16 protein-coding genes are annotated in these 18,802 nt (G+C 40.1%); 1 reads left to right on the plus strand and 15 read right to left on the minus strand.

What is annotated here, in order from left to right:
- Positions 1-547 precede the first annotated feature (547 nt).
- The 13 genes from IGK77_RS11680 to IGK77_RS11740 form a co-directional block, all read right to left on the minus strand.
- Complete coding sequence (locus IGK77_RS11680; RefSeq protein WP_074799870.1) at positions 548-1,555, minus strand: sugar kinase; 1,008 nt, start codon at positions 1,553-1,555, stop codon at positions 548-550.
- Between the two features lie 2 nt (positions 1,556-1,557).
- Entirely contained in the window at positions 1,558-2,307 is a 750-nt protein-coding gene (dagF, locus tag IGK77_RS11685; RefSeq protein ID WP_074799867.1) for a 2-dehydro-3-deoxy-phosphogluconate aldolase, read from the minus strand.
- Positions 2,308-2,312: 5 nt separating this feature from the next.
- On the minus strand, positions 2,313-3,413 hold the full coding sequence (locus IGK77_RS11690) for a DgaE family pyridoxal phosphate-dependent ammonia lyase (RefSeq protein WP_074799864.1): 1,101 nt from the start codon (positions 3,411-3,413) through the stop codon (positions 2,313-2,315).
- Complete coding sequence (locus IGK77_RS11695; RefSeq protein WP_074799861.1) at positions 3,397-4,509, minus strand: amidohydrolase/deacetylase family metallohydrolase; 1,113 nt, start codon at positions 4,507-4,509, stop codon at positions 3,397-3,399. The genes IGK77_RS11690 and IGK77_RS11695 overlap by 17 nt, the downstream gene beginning before the upstream one ends.
- A 9-nt stretch (positions 4,510-4,518) precedes the next feature.
- Positions 4,519-5,607: a DUF871 domain-containing protein gene (locus tag IGK77_RS11700; protein ID WP_071867192.1), complete on the minus strand. Its 1,089-nt coding sequence runs from the start codon at positions 5,605-5,607 to the stop codon at positions 4,519-4,521.
- 24 nt (positions 5,608-5,631) lie between these two features.
- Positions 5,632-6,966: a PTS sugar transporter subunit IIC gene (locus IGK77_RS11705; RefSeq protein ID WP_071867193.1), complete on the minus strand. Its 1,335-nt coding sequence runs from the start codon at positions 6,964-6,966 to the stop codon at positions 5,632-5,634.
- Positions 6,967-7,244: 278 nt separating this feature from the next.
- Positions 7,245-7,946, minus strand: coding sequence for a GntR family transcriptional regulator (locus tag IGK77_RS11710; RefSeq protein WP_010734698.1), 702 nt, complete (start codon positions 7,944-7,946; stop codon positions 7,245-7,247).
- A gap of 289 nt (positions 7,947-8,235) precedes the next feature.
- On the minus strand, positions 8,236-9,681 hold the full coding sequence (locus IGK77_RS11715) for a glycoside hydrolase family 1 protein (protein WP_074799858.1): 1,446 nt from the start codon (positions 9,679-9,681) through the stop codon (positions 8,236-8,238).
- 16 nt (positions 9,682-9,697) lie between these two features.
- Positions 9,698-11,569 (minus strand): beta-glucoside-specific PTS transporter subunit IIABC, encoded by a 1,872-nt coding sequence (locus tag IGK77_RS11720; RefSeq protein ID WP_074799856.1) that lies wholly within the window; start codon positions 11,567-11,569, stop codon positions 9,698-9,700.
- Positions 11,570-11,687: 118 nt separating this feature from the next.
- The gene (gene licT, locus IGK77_RS11725; RefSeq protein WP_071867196.1) at positions 11,688-12,536 is read right to left on the minus strand and encodes a BglG family transcription antiterminator LicT; all 849 of its coding nucleotides are present in this window, start codon (positions 12,534-12,536) and stop codon (positions 11,688-11,690) included.
- Between the two features lie 594 nt (positions 12,537-13,130).
- Positions 13,131-13,844, minus strand: coding sequence for a class A sortase (locus IGK77_RS11730; protein ID WP_071867197.1), 714 nt, complete (start codon positions 13,842-13,844; stop codon positions 13,131-13,133).
- Between the two features lie 28 nt (positions 13,845-13,872).
- A complete protein-coding gene (locus IGK77_RS11735) occupies positions 13,873-14,205 on the minus strand; it encodes a nucleotide pyrophosphohydrolase (protein WP_074799850.1) in 333 nt (110 codons plus the stop codon).
- A gap of 397 nt (positions 14,206-14,602) precedes the next feature.
- Positions 14,603-15,796 (minus strand): MFS transporter, encoded by a 1,194-nt coding sequence (locus IGK77_RS11740; RefSeq protein WP_074799848.1) that lies wholly within the window; start codon positions 15,794-15,796, stop codon positions 14,603-14,605.
- Between the two features lie 240 nt (positions 15,797-16,036).
- Here IGK77_RS11740 and IGK77_RS11745 point away from each other — a divergent pair, with 240 nt between their 5' ends.
- Positions 16,037-16,726, plus strand: coding sequence for an N-acetylmannosamine-6-phosphate 2-epimerase (locus tag IGK77_RS11745; RefSeq protein WP_019722477.1), 690 nt, complete (start codon positions 16,037-16,039; stop codon positions 16,724-16,726).
- A 305-nt stretch (positions 16,727-17,031) separates the two neighbouring features.
- Here IGK77_RS11745 and IGK77_RS11750 read toward each other — a convergent pair whose 3' ends face one another.
- Both IGK77_RS11750 and IGK77_RS11755 read right to left on the minus strand, forming a co-directional pair.
- Positions 17,032-17,868: a PHP domain-containing protein gene (locus IGK77_RS11750; protein WP_074799845.1), complete on the minus strand. Its 837-nt coding sequence runs from the start codon at positions 17,866-17,868 to the stop codon at positions 17,032-17,034.
- A 42-nt stretch (positions 17,869-17,910) separates the two neighbouring features.
- Entirely contained in the window at positions 17,911-18,801 is an 891-nt protein-coding gene (locus tag IGK77_RS11755) for a PhnE/PtxC family ABC transporter permease (RefSeq protein ID WP_074799842.1), read from the minus strand.
- Between the last annotated feature and the right edge of the window lies 1 nt (position 18,802).

Consider the following 18,802-nt stretch of genomic DNA (forward strand, 5'->3'; position numbering starts at 1 on the left):
TTTTTATTTGTATCGATCAACAAATTCTCAACGGCTGATCCGATAGAAGATAGAAAACAGTCAAACGATCCATGAGGTCAAAACGCATGACTTGCCTTGATCATTGATAAGAAAGCATTTAAAAAAGCAATAAACGATGTTGTGGATCATTACTTGTTCTTTCAGACTTACTGTTTGATCAATCGTCCTTGGGTATACGTGTTGGACAAAAAAGAAGAGGGCACGATTGTCCCTCCTCTTTTGGCACAGTAAATAAAAGCCCATACATTTTATTCATTTAATCGACAAAAAAGCTAGCAATCTCCTTTAAGATTCGATACAATGAACTCGGTCGATGGTTTCCATTGACTATGGCAAACTTGATTGGTCAATGCGTTGACTACTCAAGCCCTCAATTTTTAGCTGCCACTAAAAATTGGGGGGCCTTTTTTATTTGACTGTTTCTATCTGCCATTTATGATACTGATTCCCAGATAGAGAGTCAAGCGAATCTGAAAAGCTACGAAAAACTGTACCATTTTTCGCCCAGTTTTTTGTATAACTTATTTTATCGATTCAAATCAATCGTTGGATGCGTCAATAATTGGTCCACTTGCTTTCTGGTCGTCAGTGGCACATCCCCTTGGATCGTGTGGGCTAAGCGTGAATTACCTAATGCAAATTGGACGGTTCGATCCAATGACCAATTCTCACTATAGCCTAATAAAATCCCCGCAGCAAAGGCATCACCTGCTCCGATACGATCTAAACTATCCAGTGGATACGCTTCTGTTTCGATCCATTCTTTCGAAGTCATCAGATAGCCACTTAGTTGTTTCTTTTCACTGGTTGATTGCCGTGTCGTACCAGCAAACCAGTCGATTTGGTAATCACTTAAAAATTCTTGAAACGAACGAATTTTGGCAGAACGACTGGAAAGGTCCATTGGCCTCTCTAACAATTCAGACAAATCACGAACAGAACCAAAGATGACCGTGCAATAGGGCAGTATTTCTTGATAACGTTCCTTCATCACTCTTTTTTTATCTGGCTCTTGGTTTAGACTCGGACGAAAATTAAAATCAAAACAAACTTTTTTCCCTTTCCTATGCGCTGTTTTTGCTACAGCAAGTGCCACTTCCGCTGAATGCTCATTCAAACTCAAACTGATGCCACAGATGTGGACTAAATCAACTGTATCGATAAAGTCCTCGATGGTATAATCAGCCACTGTAGCTAAACCGAAAGAACTATTTTTACGATTTTGATAGGTAATTTCTGTTGGTCTGATCCCATAGCCCATCTCAGCAAAATAAGTGCCGATATGTTGTTCTTTTTGAATGACATAGGAGGTATTGATGCCTAAACTCTTCAAATTAGCTAACGCTGCATCTCCCAAACGATTGGCTGGTAGTGCCGTCAACAAGTAACTTTCCACTCCAAAATGTGCTAGATTACCAACTAGATTCACACCTGTTCCAGTATAAGCCATACGCAAAGTGTGCGTTTGTTCCAACATCAGATATTCAGGGGGTGTCAGCCTCAACATCACTTCACCAAATGCACCGATTTTCATGGTCACTCACCTGTTTTCACTAATTTTTTCATCATAGCCAACAACTGACGGACTTCCTGTGGTCGAGTATCACCTGTCTCTGGATCAATGATCGAACTATAGACGTGGGGGATGATTTTTTTGACTCCTGCATCTAATGCAATCTGAACGATTTCTTCAAAATTCGTTAAATCGATTCCACCCGTTGGCTCTAAATAAAAATCAAACGCTGCACAAGCTGCTGCAACAGCTTCATATTCTTTCTTATGCGCCAATCCCTTCATTGGAAAATATTTGATCGAGCTTCCACCCATATCCTGTAACAAACGAATGGCTGTTTCGATCGGCACCATCGCAGCAGGGCCTTGGCTACTTAAAGGACCAGTTGCAAGATTGACGTATCCTTCTTTTCCAGTCGGAGAAACTAAACCATTGACGATCGTGTCTGACTGTCCTAAGACCGCACGAGAAGCGCCAACACCTGTGAAAACTTGGTTGACATGTTGCGTTTGTAATACTTTCGCCAAGCGAGTCACCATCTGGCTTTGCTTTGGATCGCCGGCTCCTAAGCCGATCGATAACGCATTACTCGTTGCTTCTTGGTATTTTTTCATGTCTGTGATAGCTGCATCATCACTCGGATAATTTTTAGATAAAACACCTAATAAGATATGCCCTTCGGCTGCTTCATAACATTCTTTTGCATTTTCGACAGAATTGGCTAGCACATTCAAACAGATTCTATCTTCAAGATAATTTGGGGTCAATGACATCATGATTACTCCTTTGGTTGTAAGATTTCATTTAAACGTTGGATGATCTGTTCCATCTCTTTTTGCGTCACTGAGCGAATATCGAACTCAATGATCCCGTTGTTCGCTTGGTACTCTCTGGTATAAATGACTGGGGCTTTTGCTTTTAGCTGCTCGATGATCGTTCTGGCAGAGCCTGTAACGACTTGGATGCTGGCACGATAGATTTCTCGCCCAGCTGGATCTTGGACGACTTTAGCCTTGATACCTGGCAACTTTTCAAGTGCTTCGACAAATGGCTGAACTCTTTTTTTCATCGATTCACCTGATTCACTACCATGTATCAAATAATCATCGACTGCTTGGACAAAGCCTAAAACATTTTCTTTGCCGATCTTCATTGATCGACCAATGCCTTGTGATTGCAGACGAACCCAAGAAACGAGCGGATCTTTACCAATCACCATCCCTGCACTTGGACCTTCAATCGCTTTGGCACCTGAATAGATCACTAGATCAGCGCCTAATGCGGTATATTTAAGTAAGTCTTCTTCGGCTGCTGCATCAACGATCAAAGGCAGTTCATATTTATTAGCCACTGTTACCGCTTCTGCCACATCCAACATACTTTTCTGTACGGTATGATGACTTTTGATGTACAAAATACCTGCTGTTTGCTCGGTGATCATCGCCTCGATGTGGTCAGGTGTACATTGGTTGGCATACCCTGCCTCAATGACATGCCCACCTCCTTGTTGGATCATTAATTCCACTGGCACACCGTAATCGACATTGTGACCTTTTGGTAAAATGATTTCTCTGCGTTTGATCGTTTCGTCATAAGGGTGATGTACATGATACATCGATCCTTGACCGATCACCGCAGCAACGGATTGAGCGATTCCAGCAGATGCGGAAGAAACGATTTGAACATCGTCTACTGCTAATTGTTTTGCCAAGTATGCACCGGTTTTCTTCATCAATTCAGCCATTTCAAAAAAATGTTCGCCCCCAAAACGCTGGGCTTCTAACACCGATTCGCTCAAAGTGGACACGCCTAAGATCGTCATTCGACCAGAAGCATTGATCACTTCATTCAAGCCGAATTTCTCATGATTCACAGTCATAACTGACACCTCCAATAATAACGCTTACAGGGATAATTTGCTGTGTGATCGTTCGTGCATTGCCATTCGAATCCGTCAATTGCTTTTCTTGATCGAGAAACTTATAAATCGTAAAGTCTGCATCAAAGCCTTCTTTGATGTTGCCTTTTGTCCCTAGGTTGAACTGTCTAGCTGGTGCGCTGGTCACTTTTTCAAGGATTTCTTGCCAAGAATAACCGACAACGTAGAGTTTCTCCATCGTCGTTGCTAAATCATATACCGGACCATTTTTACGATTTCTGATATAGATATCTGTGCTGATCGAATCGGCTTTGATTCCCGCATGGTGCGCAGTTTCTGCCACATCAAAATTGAAACTATCGGTCCCATGTCCAATGTCGAACACCACACCATCAGCAATGGCTTTTTTGACGAAGGATTTGATTTCATTGGTCGCTGGATCAATGATGCCATTAGGCTTTCCATTGAAGCAATGGGTCATCACATCATTCTTTCCCATATGCGCTAAAATTTCATCTAAACGTGGAGGCGCAGAACCGATATGGACCATTAATGGTAATCCAGCATTTTGCTTTTGGATTTCTTTTGCTAACTTTAAAGGCGTGATCCCATTTTCCCCCACGACTGTTTTACTCATCCGAGCTTTTAGTCCTACAATAAAATCAGGCAATTCTGTTAGTTTTTGATGAACCAGATCTGTTTGGATTTTTGATAAATCTGCCAACTCATCTTGTTCCACAATTCCCCATTTTGAAATATTCAGTAAAGCAAAAACATTTGTCTTTGCTTGCTTTGCATGTTCATAAAATGTGTGGATATTTTCCGCACCTGTCGTTCCAGCATCAATGACCGTGGTTACCCCTTTATCCACACCGATTTCATCGGGATAGTCGTAATATAATGTCATTTCTTCAAAACAATGGACATGATCATCGATCCACCCTGCAGAGAGATACTGTTCATCTGTAAGTACCAGTTCTTGTTTCCCGGATTCTTCGATGTACTTACTGATCAAGGCGATCTTGCCGTTCTTCACACCGATATCAACAGGTTCTTTGCCTAACTCCTTGCCGTTTCTTATAATTAAATCAAACATGACAAACGCCTACTTTTCTTTAAATTTGAATTTTGACCAAGGGTGGACGAAGGATAGTAACAGTTGTTCATCCGCCACAATGGCACCCACTTTATTTTTTCTTGGATCTTGATGTGGCGTTAATACGATCTGCAATTCATTCTTATATTTCCCAAAGCGATCATTTCCAACAACGACATCTCCCACTTGAAACATTTCTTCATTGTCATGAGGAGGATTAGCATCAGCTTGATACGTTTTTCTCACTTCTGTTGAACGGATCACTTGCGACGTGATATCTCCTCTGCGAACGTGTTGCTCATCTAAGACGATCGTTCGTTCGACTTCATTGGTCTGAGGAAGAAACTCAATAGCAAAAACAGTCTGATACCGATCAACTGCACCTAACGCTTGCAACTCTTCTTCTGAAGCATACGCATTGCCGATAATGACATCATCGATAAGATTAGTCGCAAATAAATGTTTAGCCGCTGGAACAACACCTAACTGGCGATGCATTTCCAATGTTGGTAAGCCATCGTTCACATCCCAAGGACCGATTGTGCCCGTTTGAGAAGTAATAAAAGCGGCAGTACGGATGCCTTGGCGTTTAAATCGGCGACTGCATGTTTCAAAAAATTCATAAGGAAGTCCAGTTCCTGCTTGAGGATAAAAATTATGACACCCGTATAAAAAAGGGGTATTCGCTTGATGGCTCAAAATATTTTCTAAATAAGCCACATCATTGCTCATATTCAATTCAATTGCTAACTGGTAAGGATTGTAAGTCAGTAGCGCTTCTTTTCGGCCATCAAAGCCTAAATCTAAACGAATCCCATCTGCACCCAATTCATGAAAGAAACTCATGTCATCATATGAAATATTCAACTGTTCGAAAATCGATGGTGCGACATCTAAAATCGTTTCAAACCCAAGTGATGCAGCGTATTCGATCAATTGTTGAAATTTCTGTTTGACTTGTTCTGTTCCCTCCGTCACTTCTAGCATACTCATAAAAATTCGAGTAAATCCATATTTATGTGCCATTTCGAGATAGGCACGATCTTCTTGCGGATTGCTGTGATCAGGATAAAGAGAGATTCCTAGTGAACGTTTCATATTAACTCCTGCTTTCTTTTCTATTTACTCGTTCGTGATACCATCTGTGATCTGGACAGAGGCTTGCTCTGCTTGTTCTTCTTCTTTCTCCTGTGCCAGCTGTTGTTTCTCAAATACTTTGAAGAATGGATAATAGATCGCTAAAGTGATAAAGAAGTTGAACACGACTAAGACACCCGCAGCGACGCTCCAATTGGTACTCATCCAAGCCGCAAATGGCGCTGGTATCGCGAAAGGCAACCGTGCCACCATCATTGGCACTAAACCACTTACCGTAAGGACATAAGAAATCGTTGTCGTTACTAAGGGTGCGACAATAAATGGGATGCCTAATACTGGATTCATGACGATCGGTGCCCCAAAAATCATTGGTTCATTGATATTGAATAAACCGGGAAGGATCGACAAACGTCCTAAGCTTTTCAGATACTTGGATTTGGAAAACATGAACAGTACGACTAATGCAAGGGTCGTACCTGCCCCACCGATCCAGACAAACCATTGTAAAAATTGTTCTGTAAAGATATTTGGCATATCATGTGCATTGGTTCCTGCATTGAATGCGTCGATATTTTCAGCAATCGAGATATCCCAAAACGGACGAATCACCGGTCCCATGATAGCCGGTCCATGAATCCCTAATACCCAGAAGAAACAAATCAAGAAAACCGTAAGTAGTCCACCAAATAAACTGTTCCCTGCTAACACGCCTTTAAGTGGCATCAACAATTGACTCAAGAAACCATTCAAGTCAAAGCCAAGCAAATGACGGATGACCCAAAAGAAAATCAAGATCACTGCTCCTGGGATCAATGCAACAAATGAATTCGTCACTTCTGGCGGCACACCATCTGGCATTTTTATCGTGATTTTCTTTTCAATAAAGAAACGATAGATCTCTACAGTCAAAATCGCTGTTACGATTGCCCCAAATAAAGAACCTGAACCAAGATTTGCAATATTGATATAGCGTCCAGCGGTTATCCCTTCAAGATCTTCCAACACTTGAGTTGGTGGCGCAGCTACGATCAGAAAGGACATCAAAGCTAAAATACCGGCAGTTAATGAATCTAAACGATAGCTCTTTGCTAATGAAGAGGCAATCCCAAATGTGGCGTATAAAGCTAAGATCCCCACTGTATATCGAAATGGGATATCTAAAATTGCCCGATATGGTTCAATGACTGCCGCGACCGACGCAATCGGGATGTTCAACAATATCGTAAAAAATGAACCAACGATCGTTAATGGCATCGTCGCAATGATTCCTTTTCGAATCGCTGTCATGTGACGCTGTGTACCAATCCGATTCGCAACAGGCATGATTTTTTGTTCGATCAACCCTACAAATTTATCCATTTGTTACTCCCCCTTATTTAAACATTATAATGTTTAAATAAAAGATAACATATTAATGATATAATGTAAACATTTTCATTAAAATATATGATTATTCTGACAAAAAGAGACTGAGACAATCAGCCTCTCCCACCACCTGAAACCGAATAAACGGCGGGAACAGAAGTAACCTCTTCGAGAAACAAGGCGCCATCCACAAAAATTTGAAGAACAATTTTCATGGATGACGCCTTATTTCTCGAGGCTACACACTTCTGCCCCGACCTCATTGCGATTGTCTATGTTTCGTAGTTGATATGATAAGGATGTAGATCCGTATGATAAATTGCCTCTGAATACTCGACTACTTCTCGATCTTCCGTCGTTGATCGACGTACACGCTTGATCCCGATTTCTGAAGTCGTCTTTAATAGTGCTTTTTCTTCATCTGTTAAAAACGTAGCAGAAAAGTCATCTGAAAAAGAGTCGATAATGTGATTGTTCTGTGTGAGCAACCGGTACAAAGATTCTTTATCAAATTCTTTTTGTTTCATTTTATTCATGTCTTTTGGTAAATAGTGAACAAAATAGATATATGGTTGGTCATTTAAATAGTACAAACGCTTGAAGCATACCGCAGCTGAACCAAACATCGAATATAATGGATGATCTTTTTTGATACTGATTTTTTCTAAACCAATCGTTTCTTTGCGAACCTCGTATTGGGAATCTTTTAAGATCTGAGTAAAACTTTCGGCTTTAGATAAACGATTGTAAGGACGATTGCTTAATACTGTCGTTCCCCGACCACTTTTCTTTTCGACATATTCATCTGTAGCTAATAACTCGATGGCTTTTCGCACAGTGATTTTACTCACTTGGAACAATTCTTCTAACTCATTTTCAGTCGGTAACATACTCCCCACCGGATACTTTCCTGAAAAAATATCCTCTTTGATCTTGTCTGCTACTTCTAAATATAATACACGCGTTCTTTTCATAGCTTCACCTTTCACCTTTATGTTAGTAAAAGAATAACATAAATAAACAAAAAAAAGAATAGAAATATTGATAATTGGTCTACCTATGTACAAATAATAAGCTTAGACATAACAAAACGTCTAAGCTTATTACCCTACTTTTTTCGTACCTTTGTTATATCCTTGTTTTAATAACATAATTGCCGATTATAAAAACAAGGAGAATTTTATCAGAAATTTCAAACAATCATTAAATTTGTAAGGACTTTTGTGGTGAAAGGCCTTTCTATAAAAATGGCCCAGTCGTTATTTATCCTAATTCTTCGCCGTTCGTTTTAATGACTGCCTTGTACCAGTCAAAAGATTTTTTCTTGGTACGTGCTAACGTCCCATTTCTTTCATCATCAAGGTCGACATAAATAAATCCATAGCGTTTACTCATTTCCCCTGTAGATGCACTAACTAAATCGATACAGCCCCATGGTGTGTAGCCCATCAAATCAACCCCATCAGCAACTGCCTCAGCCATTGCTTCGATATGACGACGCAAGTAATCGATCCGATAATCATCATTGATTGAGCCATCTTCTTCCACTTTATCGATCGCACCCAAGCCATTTTCAACAATAAACAGTGGTTTTTCATAGCGGTTATATAATTCGTTCAACGCCACGCGCAATCCTTCAGGGTCGATTTGCCAGCCCCACTCACTTGCTTCAAGGAATGGATTCTTCACGCCGCCTAGTAGGTTTCCATTCGATGTATCGGCATCTGGATTGGTTTCATCGATAGCTGATGACATATAGTAACTAAACCCGATATAATCCACTGGATACTCTTTTAATAATTGGAAATCTTCTTCTGTTTGTTCTAGTTTTTCCGCGTCCACACCATATTTCTTATACGTACGTGCTGTATAGGCTGGATATTCGCCGCGAACTTGCACATCTGTACAGAAGAAGTTGAACTCTTGATTTTGGATCAATGTAGCCACTTGATTGATCGGGTTTGCATCAATACTATAGGTCGTTGCATAAATGATCATACAGCCTACTTGGATATCCGAACGCAACTCATGTGCGATCTTCACCGCTTTACTGCTAGCGACAAACTGATTATGCCATGCTTGGAAAATATTTTGGTAGTCACTTGCGCCATTGCTTTTGACCAATCCTTGACTCAATGCTGGGAAATGGAAAGCTGAATTGATTTCATTGAACGTCATCCAATATTTCACTTTGCTGCTGTAACGTTCTAACACGGTGCGAGCAAAACGTTCATAAAATTCAATCAACTGACGATTTTTCCACCCACCGTATTCTTTTGCTAAATGTAATGGCATTTCATAATGAGAAATCGTAATGACTGGCTCGATATCATAACTCAAGCAAGTATCGATCAATTCATCATAGAAAGCTAAGCCCGCTTCATTCGGTGTTTGCTCATCACCTTGGGGGAAAATTCGTGTCCAAGCAATGGAGAAACGATAACTTTTAAAGCCCATTTCTGCAAATAATGCAATATCTTCTTTGAAGTGATCGTAATGTTCGATTCCACGATGATTCGGATAAAGGTATTTCTCCTCATCGATCGTCCAATCAAATTCTTCGCTTCCGATGATTGCAAAACGTTGTTTGCCACCAGGCATTGCATCGGCGACAGATAAGCCTTTTCCATCGCGGTCGAAAGCACCTTCTAATTGATTTGCGGCTGTTGCGCCACCCCATAAAAAGTCTTTTTTGAATCGTGCTGTCATGATTGTTTTCCTCCTTTTATTTTACAATTGCCAGAAAATCTTCATTAGCAATAATTTCTTGTTGATCAAGTTCTAACACATCTGCAAAGTGATCGGTATTCGTTACGACTACAGGGGTGATCACGCTATAGCCTGCTGCTTTTATTTTCTCAATATCAAAGCGGACAAGCAAGTCCCCTGCTTTTACTTTATCTCCTTGTTTCACAAATGTTGAGAATCCTTCACCGTTTAATTCGACAGTATCCATTCCGATATGCATCAAAATCTCTACACCATCTGTGGTTGTCAAACCAACTGCATGACCTGTTGGAAAAATCGTCGTGATTTCGCCATCTGCCGGTGCAACTAATTCGCCCTTCTCAGGATCGATTGCAATCCCTTTTCCCATTGCCCCAGAAGAGAAGACTTTATCTGGTACTTCTGTCAGTGGTAAGACTTTTCCAGTCAATGGACTTTTCAAATTCTGACGTGCTGTGCTGATCGTATCCCCTGTTGTTGTTTCTGTTGCTTCTAATTTTTCATCTTGTACTTCTTCATCAAAACCAATCAAGTAAGTACCGACAAAACCAAGAACAAAAGCAACTGCTGTACCGATGATCGCCATGGTTACACTCGATTCAAGCGCTGGATCGGTACTGATAAATGTTGGGATGGTCAGTAAACTGATCAAACCACTAGAGAATGCTTTTACGCCAGCAAACCCGATGATTCCTCCACCAATTCCACCGGAAATACAGGCAACGATAAATGGTTTTTTCAAAGGTAACGTCACACCGTAAACAGTCGGTTCAGTGATTCCAAAGAACGAAGTAATCATTGAAGAGATCCCTAATGAGCGTAATTTTGAATCTTTCGTACGTAAAGCTACACCTAATGCTGCACCACCTTGTGCCAAAATTGCTGGTAAAAGCATTGGCATCAAAACATCAAAGCCATATTGTTCGATATTCAAGAAGATGATTGGTACAAAGCCCCAGTGCATCCCGAACATAACCAACACTTGCCACATGCTACCCATGATAACCCCAGCAACTAATGGACTGAAGCTATAAATCGAATTGAACAACCCACCTAAAGCATTACCGATAACGGTTCCAATTGGTCCTAATACTAAGAATGTCAAAGGCACCATGACTAACAAGACGATCATTGGTACAAAAATCATTTGTAGAAATTGTGGAATAACTTTCTTCACAAGTGGCTCAAACTTACTTTGTACCCAAACCGCTAAGATGATTGGAATAACAGAAGAAGTATAGCCTGATTGAGACAAGATCACTGGAAGACCAAAGAAATCAACTGCAACACCTGATCCTGCTAATTGCGTGATCGTTGGATAAACTAATGCCATCGCAATTGCTACTGACAAAAATTGATTGGTCTTGAATTTCTTCGCGGCTGTAAAGGCCAACATCACTGGTAGGAAAGTAAAGACCCCATCTGCTGCTGCAAACAAGATTTGGTAAGTGCCACTCTCTGCTGCCAGCCAACCGAGAACTGTCGCCAGTGATAAGAAACCTTTCAAAATCCCAGCAGCTGCCATGGCACCTAAGAATGGAGTGAAAATACTTGAAATAATATCGATCAAGCGATTCAAAGGATTTTTACTAGTATCCTCACTTTCTGAACTTGCCCCTTCTCCTAAGCCTTGTTCATCCACAATTGCTTGATAGACATCAGACACATTGCTGCCGATCACGACTTGATATTGTCCGCCACTTTGAACGACTTGGATGACATCGGGGTCATTTTTTAATTTCTGCGTATCTGCAATTGATTCATCTTTTAATTTGAAACGCAGTCTGGTCGCACAATGCACTAAACTATTAACATTTTTTTCTCCACCTACGGCTTCCCAGACTCTCCGTCCTACTGCTTGATTATCCATATTCTTTCCTTCTTTCTTTTTGATAAAAATAAAAAACCTAGATTGAAAAAACGGTCACGTGATTAGACGTGTCCATATTTTCAATCTAGGTTTTGCCTGCTTGATCCAGTAACAATCCTTATGATTGGGTTTGTTTTTCAGTTACTACACGTTGGATGTGGATCGTCAGGTAGATTTGTTCCCCTGGTCCCATCTCTTTTTGCTGTGTTTGTATCAGGTATTCATTGATCCGTTCCACACAGCGAAATGCTTTTGGATATTTTCCTTGGACAAGCGCATAAAGAAATTCATCTTTCTCATCCGAAGTTTCATCTTTTAAGTATCGTTGTGTGAAAAATTGTAAATGTGTAATGATCCGCTGATAATTCAAGGAATCTTCGTCAAAGGCGATGCCGAAAAATTTACTGATGATACTTAGGATATCTCGCACCATTTTCGTTGCCGCCATCGTTACTTGCATGTCGCCATTTCCCTGTTCACTATTGACAAAATGAAAGGCTATGAAGCCTGCTTCATCCATTGGTAAAGTCACACCGAGCTTTTCTTCAACAAGTTGAAGGGCTTGTTTGGCTGCTCGATATTCTTTAGGATAAAACTTTTTTGTTTCAAATAATAAAGGATTCGGTAATTCGATGTTTTCCTTTGCTCGACTGATCGCGTAATGGATATGATCGGTCAGTGTCAAATAGATGTTTGGCGATAATTGGATGTTTAGTTGTTCTTCGGCAAGGTCGACGATCTGCTTCACAAGATCGACCTCTTCTAATGGGACATCCGCCATCAATTGTTGGAACTGATGCGTAGTAAAAGAATCTTTTAGCACAAATTCTTTTTGGATCGATTCTTCAGAGATCGTATCGCCTGATTTTTTTTGAAAAGCAAGACCTTTTCCCATGCAGATGATTTCTTCGCCTAATTCATTTTTTGAAATGACAACATTATTATTCAAGACTTTTTCTATGACCATCTACATCGACCTCCCAACTAAAAAATAAAAAAACCTAGAATCCGCCCGTAATTACTAGCTGAATTCTGGTTTTGCCTGCCGAACAGTAACAATCCATTGATTAACTACGTTTACTATACCACTATCACATTTGTTATGCAACCCTTTTCATAGTTTTTATTTTTTTTAAAAGGTGAATAACTTTAAGCATCTTGACACAATGAATCCAATATACAAGCGATGAGAGCAACGAAAAAGGATAGAAATGAACGAGCCATTTCTATCCTTTTTCCTCTATTGTGATGTTGATGATCAGAATATGAAAAGCTTTTTTCTATCTTACTGCTCAGATCAAAACGTTTTTCTCACAACCTTGATAAACGGTGTTCAAGAAGCAACACTTCGGTCATAAGCCAAAAAAATCAAAAATGAAAAAGCCATTTTCAATTTTTCTGTCTTATGCCTTAGTGCTGATCGCTTCTTTCATAACCTTGACAAACAGTGTTCAAAAGCCAACTCCTACGATAATAAGGGCCTCCCTGAGAAAATATAGAAAACTATTTTCTCAGGGAGGCCCTTATTACTTGGAGCTGAACGGCTTTTTCACAACCTTACCTAAAACGTTCTCGTTGGCATGTCAAAGGCGTTTTTCATTTCTTGGGTGGCTTCTTTCATTGGTGTGATGCTTTCAAGTTCTCCTTGGACGACTAGGCGTGTAATGGCATCCATATCACCACAAGTGATCAAGGTGATCAATTCTTTTCCTTCTTCGATGTTCAATAATTCTGTTGCCGAAGGGTCGACTTTTTCTTTGAATGTCGCTTTGTACGTGTAGACGTTTTCCAAATCGACGATATAGATTTTATCACCTAAGTTTAGATTTTCTAACGGAGTAAAAAGTAATTCCGGATTGTTGGCACGATGACTTGCTAAGGCATAGTTGCCTTTCCCCATTTCTTGATCTGGGTCTAATGTTCCGGCACCGTACAATAAGTTTGCATTATCTAACCCTCTAAAAATCGGCAAATTGATCGAGACGGATGGGACGGCGATACTTCCAATGACTGGTAGATCTGGTCGATTCAATTGGGCTCTTAACACCGCTTCTGAACTCATTGATTCAACTGAATCAAAATCAAAGTTTGCCTCTTTTTGATTATTTTTGACAATATCATCACGAGTCACATTAGAAATAGCGTACGCATCTCCCGTATTTTTAACAAAAAAATCTTTGATCTGTTCATTAAAGATCAAGGCTAATCCTACTAATAATAGTAGAAACAATAGGAAATTGACCAGCCACTTTTTGGCTCTTCCTTTTTTTTTCATGTATCTTCCACCTTCCACGCTTATCTTCCTATGATAATTCTGTATATTTTTCTTTGCTGTTTTTACTTTTTTCTACTGGGTATTTCTGATTGTTTTTTTCTAATTTTTCTTCAATGATCGTATCGATATCTAAATTTAGATTGTCGGCCATCATATAAGAGTATATCAACACATCTGCTAGTTCTTCTTTGATTCGTTCAAGCTGAGTGGTGGTGACTTCTTCTGGTTGCTTCCATTGGAATAACTCTAATAACTCTGAGGCTTCTAAAGAAATCGAAATTGCTAAATCTTTTTCATTATGAAATTGTCGCCAATTGCGATCATCTCTAAATTGATTGATTTTTTCCATGCTTTTTTCCATTGATCTTCTCCTATTTTTAAATCAAGCTAAATTAATCATACCATGTTTAAAGTAAAAATAGTTTAGACTTATTTTAATAATGTTTTATATTTTTTATTATGTGGAGAAAATATGCGTATTATTTTTTCATCAAGGATAAAAGACAACTTGAGTTTCTTCAATGCCTTGCTATTACAAATCATAGGTACGTATTTTATGTAATGGGCCTGAGACACTAGTCATCTTCTGCCCTTTAAAATCGAATAAACGGTGTTCCAGAAGCTGACCTTCAACAATAAGTTAGACAATTGTAAAATATGAATAACTATTATTCAATTTTTTCTTACTGTTCAGGTCAAGACGCTTCTATCACAGCCTCAATTTAATCATATGTTAGAATATCCCTTTGATCCATTTACTATTGTTGTAAACTTGTTTTCAGATCTCTTACTCCTGATAAAGTCAACAAGACAAGGAAACTGATTAAATAAATTCCACTCAGAAATAGAATAACAGCCGTCAAACTATAATGGTCCATTAGAAAGCCGATCACGATCGATGAAAAACCGCCTACTGCTCGTCCTAGGTTCATGATAAAGTTATTCGCTGTCGCACGGATCTCTGTTGGATACAAACTACTGATGATCGCTCCATAACCACCATACATTCCGTTGATGAAGTAACCTACGACTACTGCTGCCGCAACTAAACTCCATTGACTGTGTGCAAGTACGAGTAAAAAGACAGACAAAGAGGAGCAAATCAGAAACAAGCCAAATGCGAGGGTTGGACCAACTTTATCCATGATGATCCCAAACGTCATCATCCCTAATGACATCCCTAAAATCGTGCTGATCATCCATAAAGAGGACCCCGATACTGATAGACCTAATTGTGCCTGCATGATTGAAGGCAACCAATTCATCAATCCGAAGTAGCCGGCAATCTGTACAGTAACCATCAGACTAAGACCTGTCGTTTGCCATGCCATGTGTTTCGTTTGGAACAAATGACTAAGCTTTGTCTTTTTCCCAGTTTCTTTTGTTTCTTCAAATGCCTCTGGTTCTTTTAGCCCTCTTCGAATAAATAAAACCATCAAGACCGGCAAGACACCGATGACGTAAAGCATTTTCCAGCCAAACAAAGGAATGATCACCGCTGCTAAGATGGCTGCCAAAGCTGCACCAACTTGTGCGCCGATTGCAGCGACAGAAGATGCACGCCCGATTTGTTTCTTTGAAAAGCTTTCAGAAATCAAAGACATACATGCGCCGTATTCCCCACCAGCGCCGATTCCTGCGATAAAACGAAACAGATAAACAAGATAAATATTCGATGCAAAATACATGAGTAAAGAAGCAATTGAGAACAAAATGACTGTTTGCGAAAATACTTTGACTCTCCCATATTTATCCGCCATCAATCCAAAAAAAATACCTCCAACGAGCATCCCTAAATTAGTGATTGTTGCAATCAACCCTGCTTGCGTTCCACTAATATTAAAAGTTGCGATCATTGAAGATAATGAAAAAGCTAAAAACATAATATCCATATTTTCTAAAGCAATACCCGCCGATGTTGATAATAATACCTTTCGTTGATACTTCGTCATTTTTCTTCCCCTTTTCTTTAAATCACCCTAAATTGTTAAAATCATATCCAAAATCCAAGAAAAAATCAAGAACTTTTTCAGTATATGCGAAGAAATTTTGATCCTTCTTTTGTAAACGAATGATTTTTCCAATGGAAGGTGCTGTGAATAGAGCCCTTTCTCTTTACACTCATGAAAGCGGATGCTATATTTCTTGGTAGAAATGGCTTACTATTGTTTTCAGAATGGAGTTTTTGACAAATGGACAAACAAGAATTTTTAGAACAAATCAGTCATGGATTGATCGTTTCTTGCCAAGCATTACCTGGCGAAGTTTTTTATTCAGAAGAAGGTGGCTTGATGCCTTATTTTGCACTAGCTGCAAAGAAAGCTGGCGCAGTCGGTATTCGGGCAAATTCAGTCAGAGATATTTTAGAGATCAAAGAAAAAGTTGATTTACCGATGATTGGTATCATCAAACGGGATTATCCACCTGAAAAACCGTTTATCACTGCAACGATGAAAGAAGTGGATGAATTAGTCGCAACTGGTGTCGAAGTGATCGCACTTGATTGCACGTTGCGCAAGCGACATGACGGCTTATCGATCAACGCATTCATTGAACAAATCAAAACAAAATATCCTCATCAATTATTTATGGCAGATATTGCGACCTTTGAAGAAGGAATCAATGCTTATAAAGCCGGGATCGATTTTGTTGGGACGACATTAAGCGGCTATACCGAAGAAAGTGAAGAAACAGAAGGGCCTGATGTGCAGTTGATCAAACGACTTCTTGAAGCCGATGTATGTGTGATTGCAGAAGGAAAGATCCACACACCCCAACAAGCGAAAGAAATCCAAGCGTTAGGTGTAGCTGGTATCGTGGTTGGTGGCGCCATTACCCGCCCACAAGAAATCACTCAACGATTTGTTGCTGCGTTAGATTGACAACACTAGAAAACAAAAAACCACTGTCTTGAAGTAACGGTTCACACTGATCAGGGAATGGGACATTCGTTCACCTCCCCCACCTATACCCGAATAAACGGCGGGAACAGAAGTAACCTCTTATTATTGAAGTGTCCCTTCTTGAACTCCGTTTCTTCCATTTTAGACAATAATGGCGTACTAGATACTTTTTACCTACACAAAAAACGGTCTTTCAACACGTGCAAGGATGATCGCACGAATGGAAAGACCGTCTTTTCAGCCGGGGGGCTAAATAAAATATAGGATAAAAAAGAAAATAATGTTTAGTTTGCTTTCATCTGTGCATCGAGTAATAACTCGTCAGGAAATTCACGAACATTAGCCATGGCACACTCACCAAAATAATCTGGTCCGTTCTTCCCTTTAAAATCAGATCCTCCAAAACAGTGGATATTGAAACGATCAACTAATTCCTGTACTTTTCGTTGATCTTTCAAACTATGTTCTGGATGATATTTTTCGATACCATCAATCCCAAACGAAGCCAGCTCAGGGATCAACTCGAAACTGTCGAGCTTTCCCGGATGGGCAACGACGGACATCCCGCCGCCGAGCTTGATTGCTTGGATCACTTCGTAGACATCGATCATTTCTGCCTCTTCTTGACCAAAATCATTATATTTGAATAATTTACGGTAAAGATGTCCATCAATCGATGTATCGTATCCTGCTTTGATCAACGCAGACATGATGTGTTGTTTGTAAAGAGCGGTCGCCTGTTTCGCAAACTGTCTCACCTGCTCTTCTTTGATACGAAATCCTTCAGTTTGGATACGTCTCAACTGACGTAAGGTATTTCTTGTTCGCGCCGCACGCAACGGTTCACATAACTGTTCGATATACTGATAATTCAGTAGATTATACCCTAAGATATGTACCTGTTGCCGGCGTTTGAAATCATAAGCGGTCACTTCGATGCCTTCAATAAAATTGATTGGGGAAGGAGCGAAGACCTGTCTTATGTGAGCTAATCCCGCCGAGGTATCTTGATCTACGACAGACAGGATATTCATATGATGCTTCAATGCTAATTTGAGTAGTTCTTCTGGTGAACTGCTGCCATCTGAAAAGTAACTATGGACATGCAAATCTGCTTTCACTCGACGTTCTCCTCTCCTTTTTTCCAGTCAATTTCATCTCAATCAAGCGTGAATGATATATTTTTTTCGTAGTCTGATCGCCACGACTTCTAAGATCGCAACTACTGCTAAAATCATATACACTAATACGCCGATCTCATGAAAATCAAAATAAAAACTACTTGTCATCGCAAGTTGGAACCCTAAACCACCCGCTCCTGCGGCGGCACCTACGGCAATCGCATTAGTAAAGTTGATCTCAAAACGGATGAACAACCAAGAAAGCAAAGCGGTCATACAAGAAGGTAAAATTGCTTGGAACACCACCTGCCACCAACTTGCCCCACACGCACGTAATGCTTCGATCACACCAGAATCGATTTCTTCAATACTCTCAGAAAAGACCTTTGTCAGATAAGCAATCGTGTGAAAAGACATGCCAATGATTGCCGCATTCGCACCCAATCCAATCAAGATCGAGAAAATCATGACCCACAAGATCGTTGGAACCGCACGGATGAATGACATTACTGTTCGAATCGCGTTTGATATGCCCGGCTGGCTGATATTCCTTGCTGTAAACAATGCCATCAAGAAAGCTGTCACTCCACCGAGCAATGTGGTGATCACTGCTAAACCTATAGTCATACCTAATGCTTGAAGCAATGCTTCAAAGGGAAAACGTCCTGAGAGTCTTGGCTGGAGAAAAATCCGTTGCAAGTCTGTAAAAAATTGTCGCGTCGCATCCAGCAAGACGACCTCTCCATAATTCATCGTGAATAAGGTGTAGATCGATATACTAGTCAGTAGCGTAAACAAGACCCAAGGGACGATCCGATAGGTTTTCCACACGCGAATCCGGATTTTCTTTTTAGCATTTCGTCTGATTTTTGTCGGTTGGGCTAAGACGGTTTCTGTCACCGCTAATTCAAGTTCACTTTGTCGTTGGGCCATA

Source organism: Enterococcus sp. DIV0806c (genome assembly GCF_051710905.1).
Taxonomy (GTDB): Bacteria; Bacillota; Bacilli; order Lactobacillales; family Enterococcaceae; genus Enterococcus_B; species Enterococcus_B mundtii.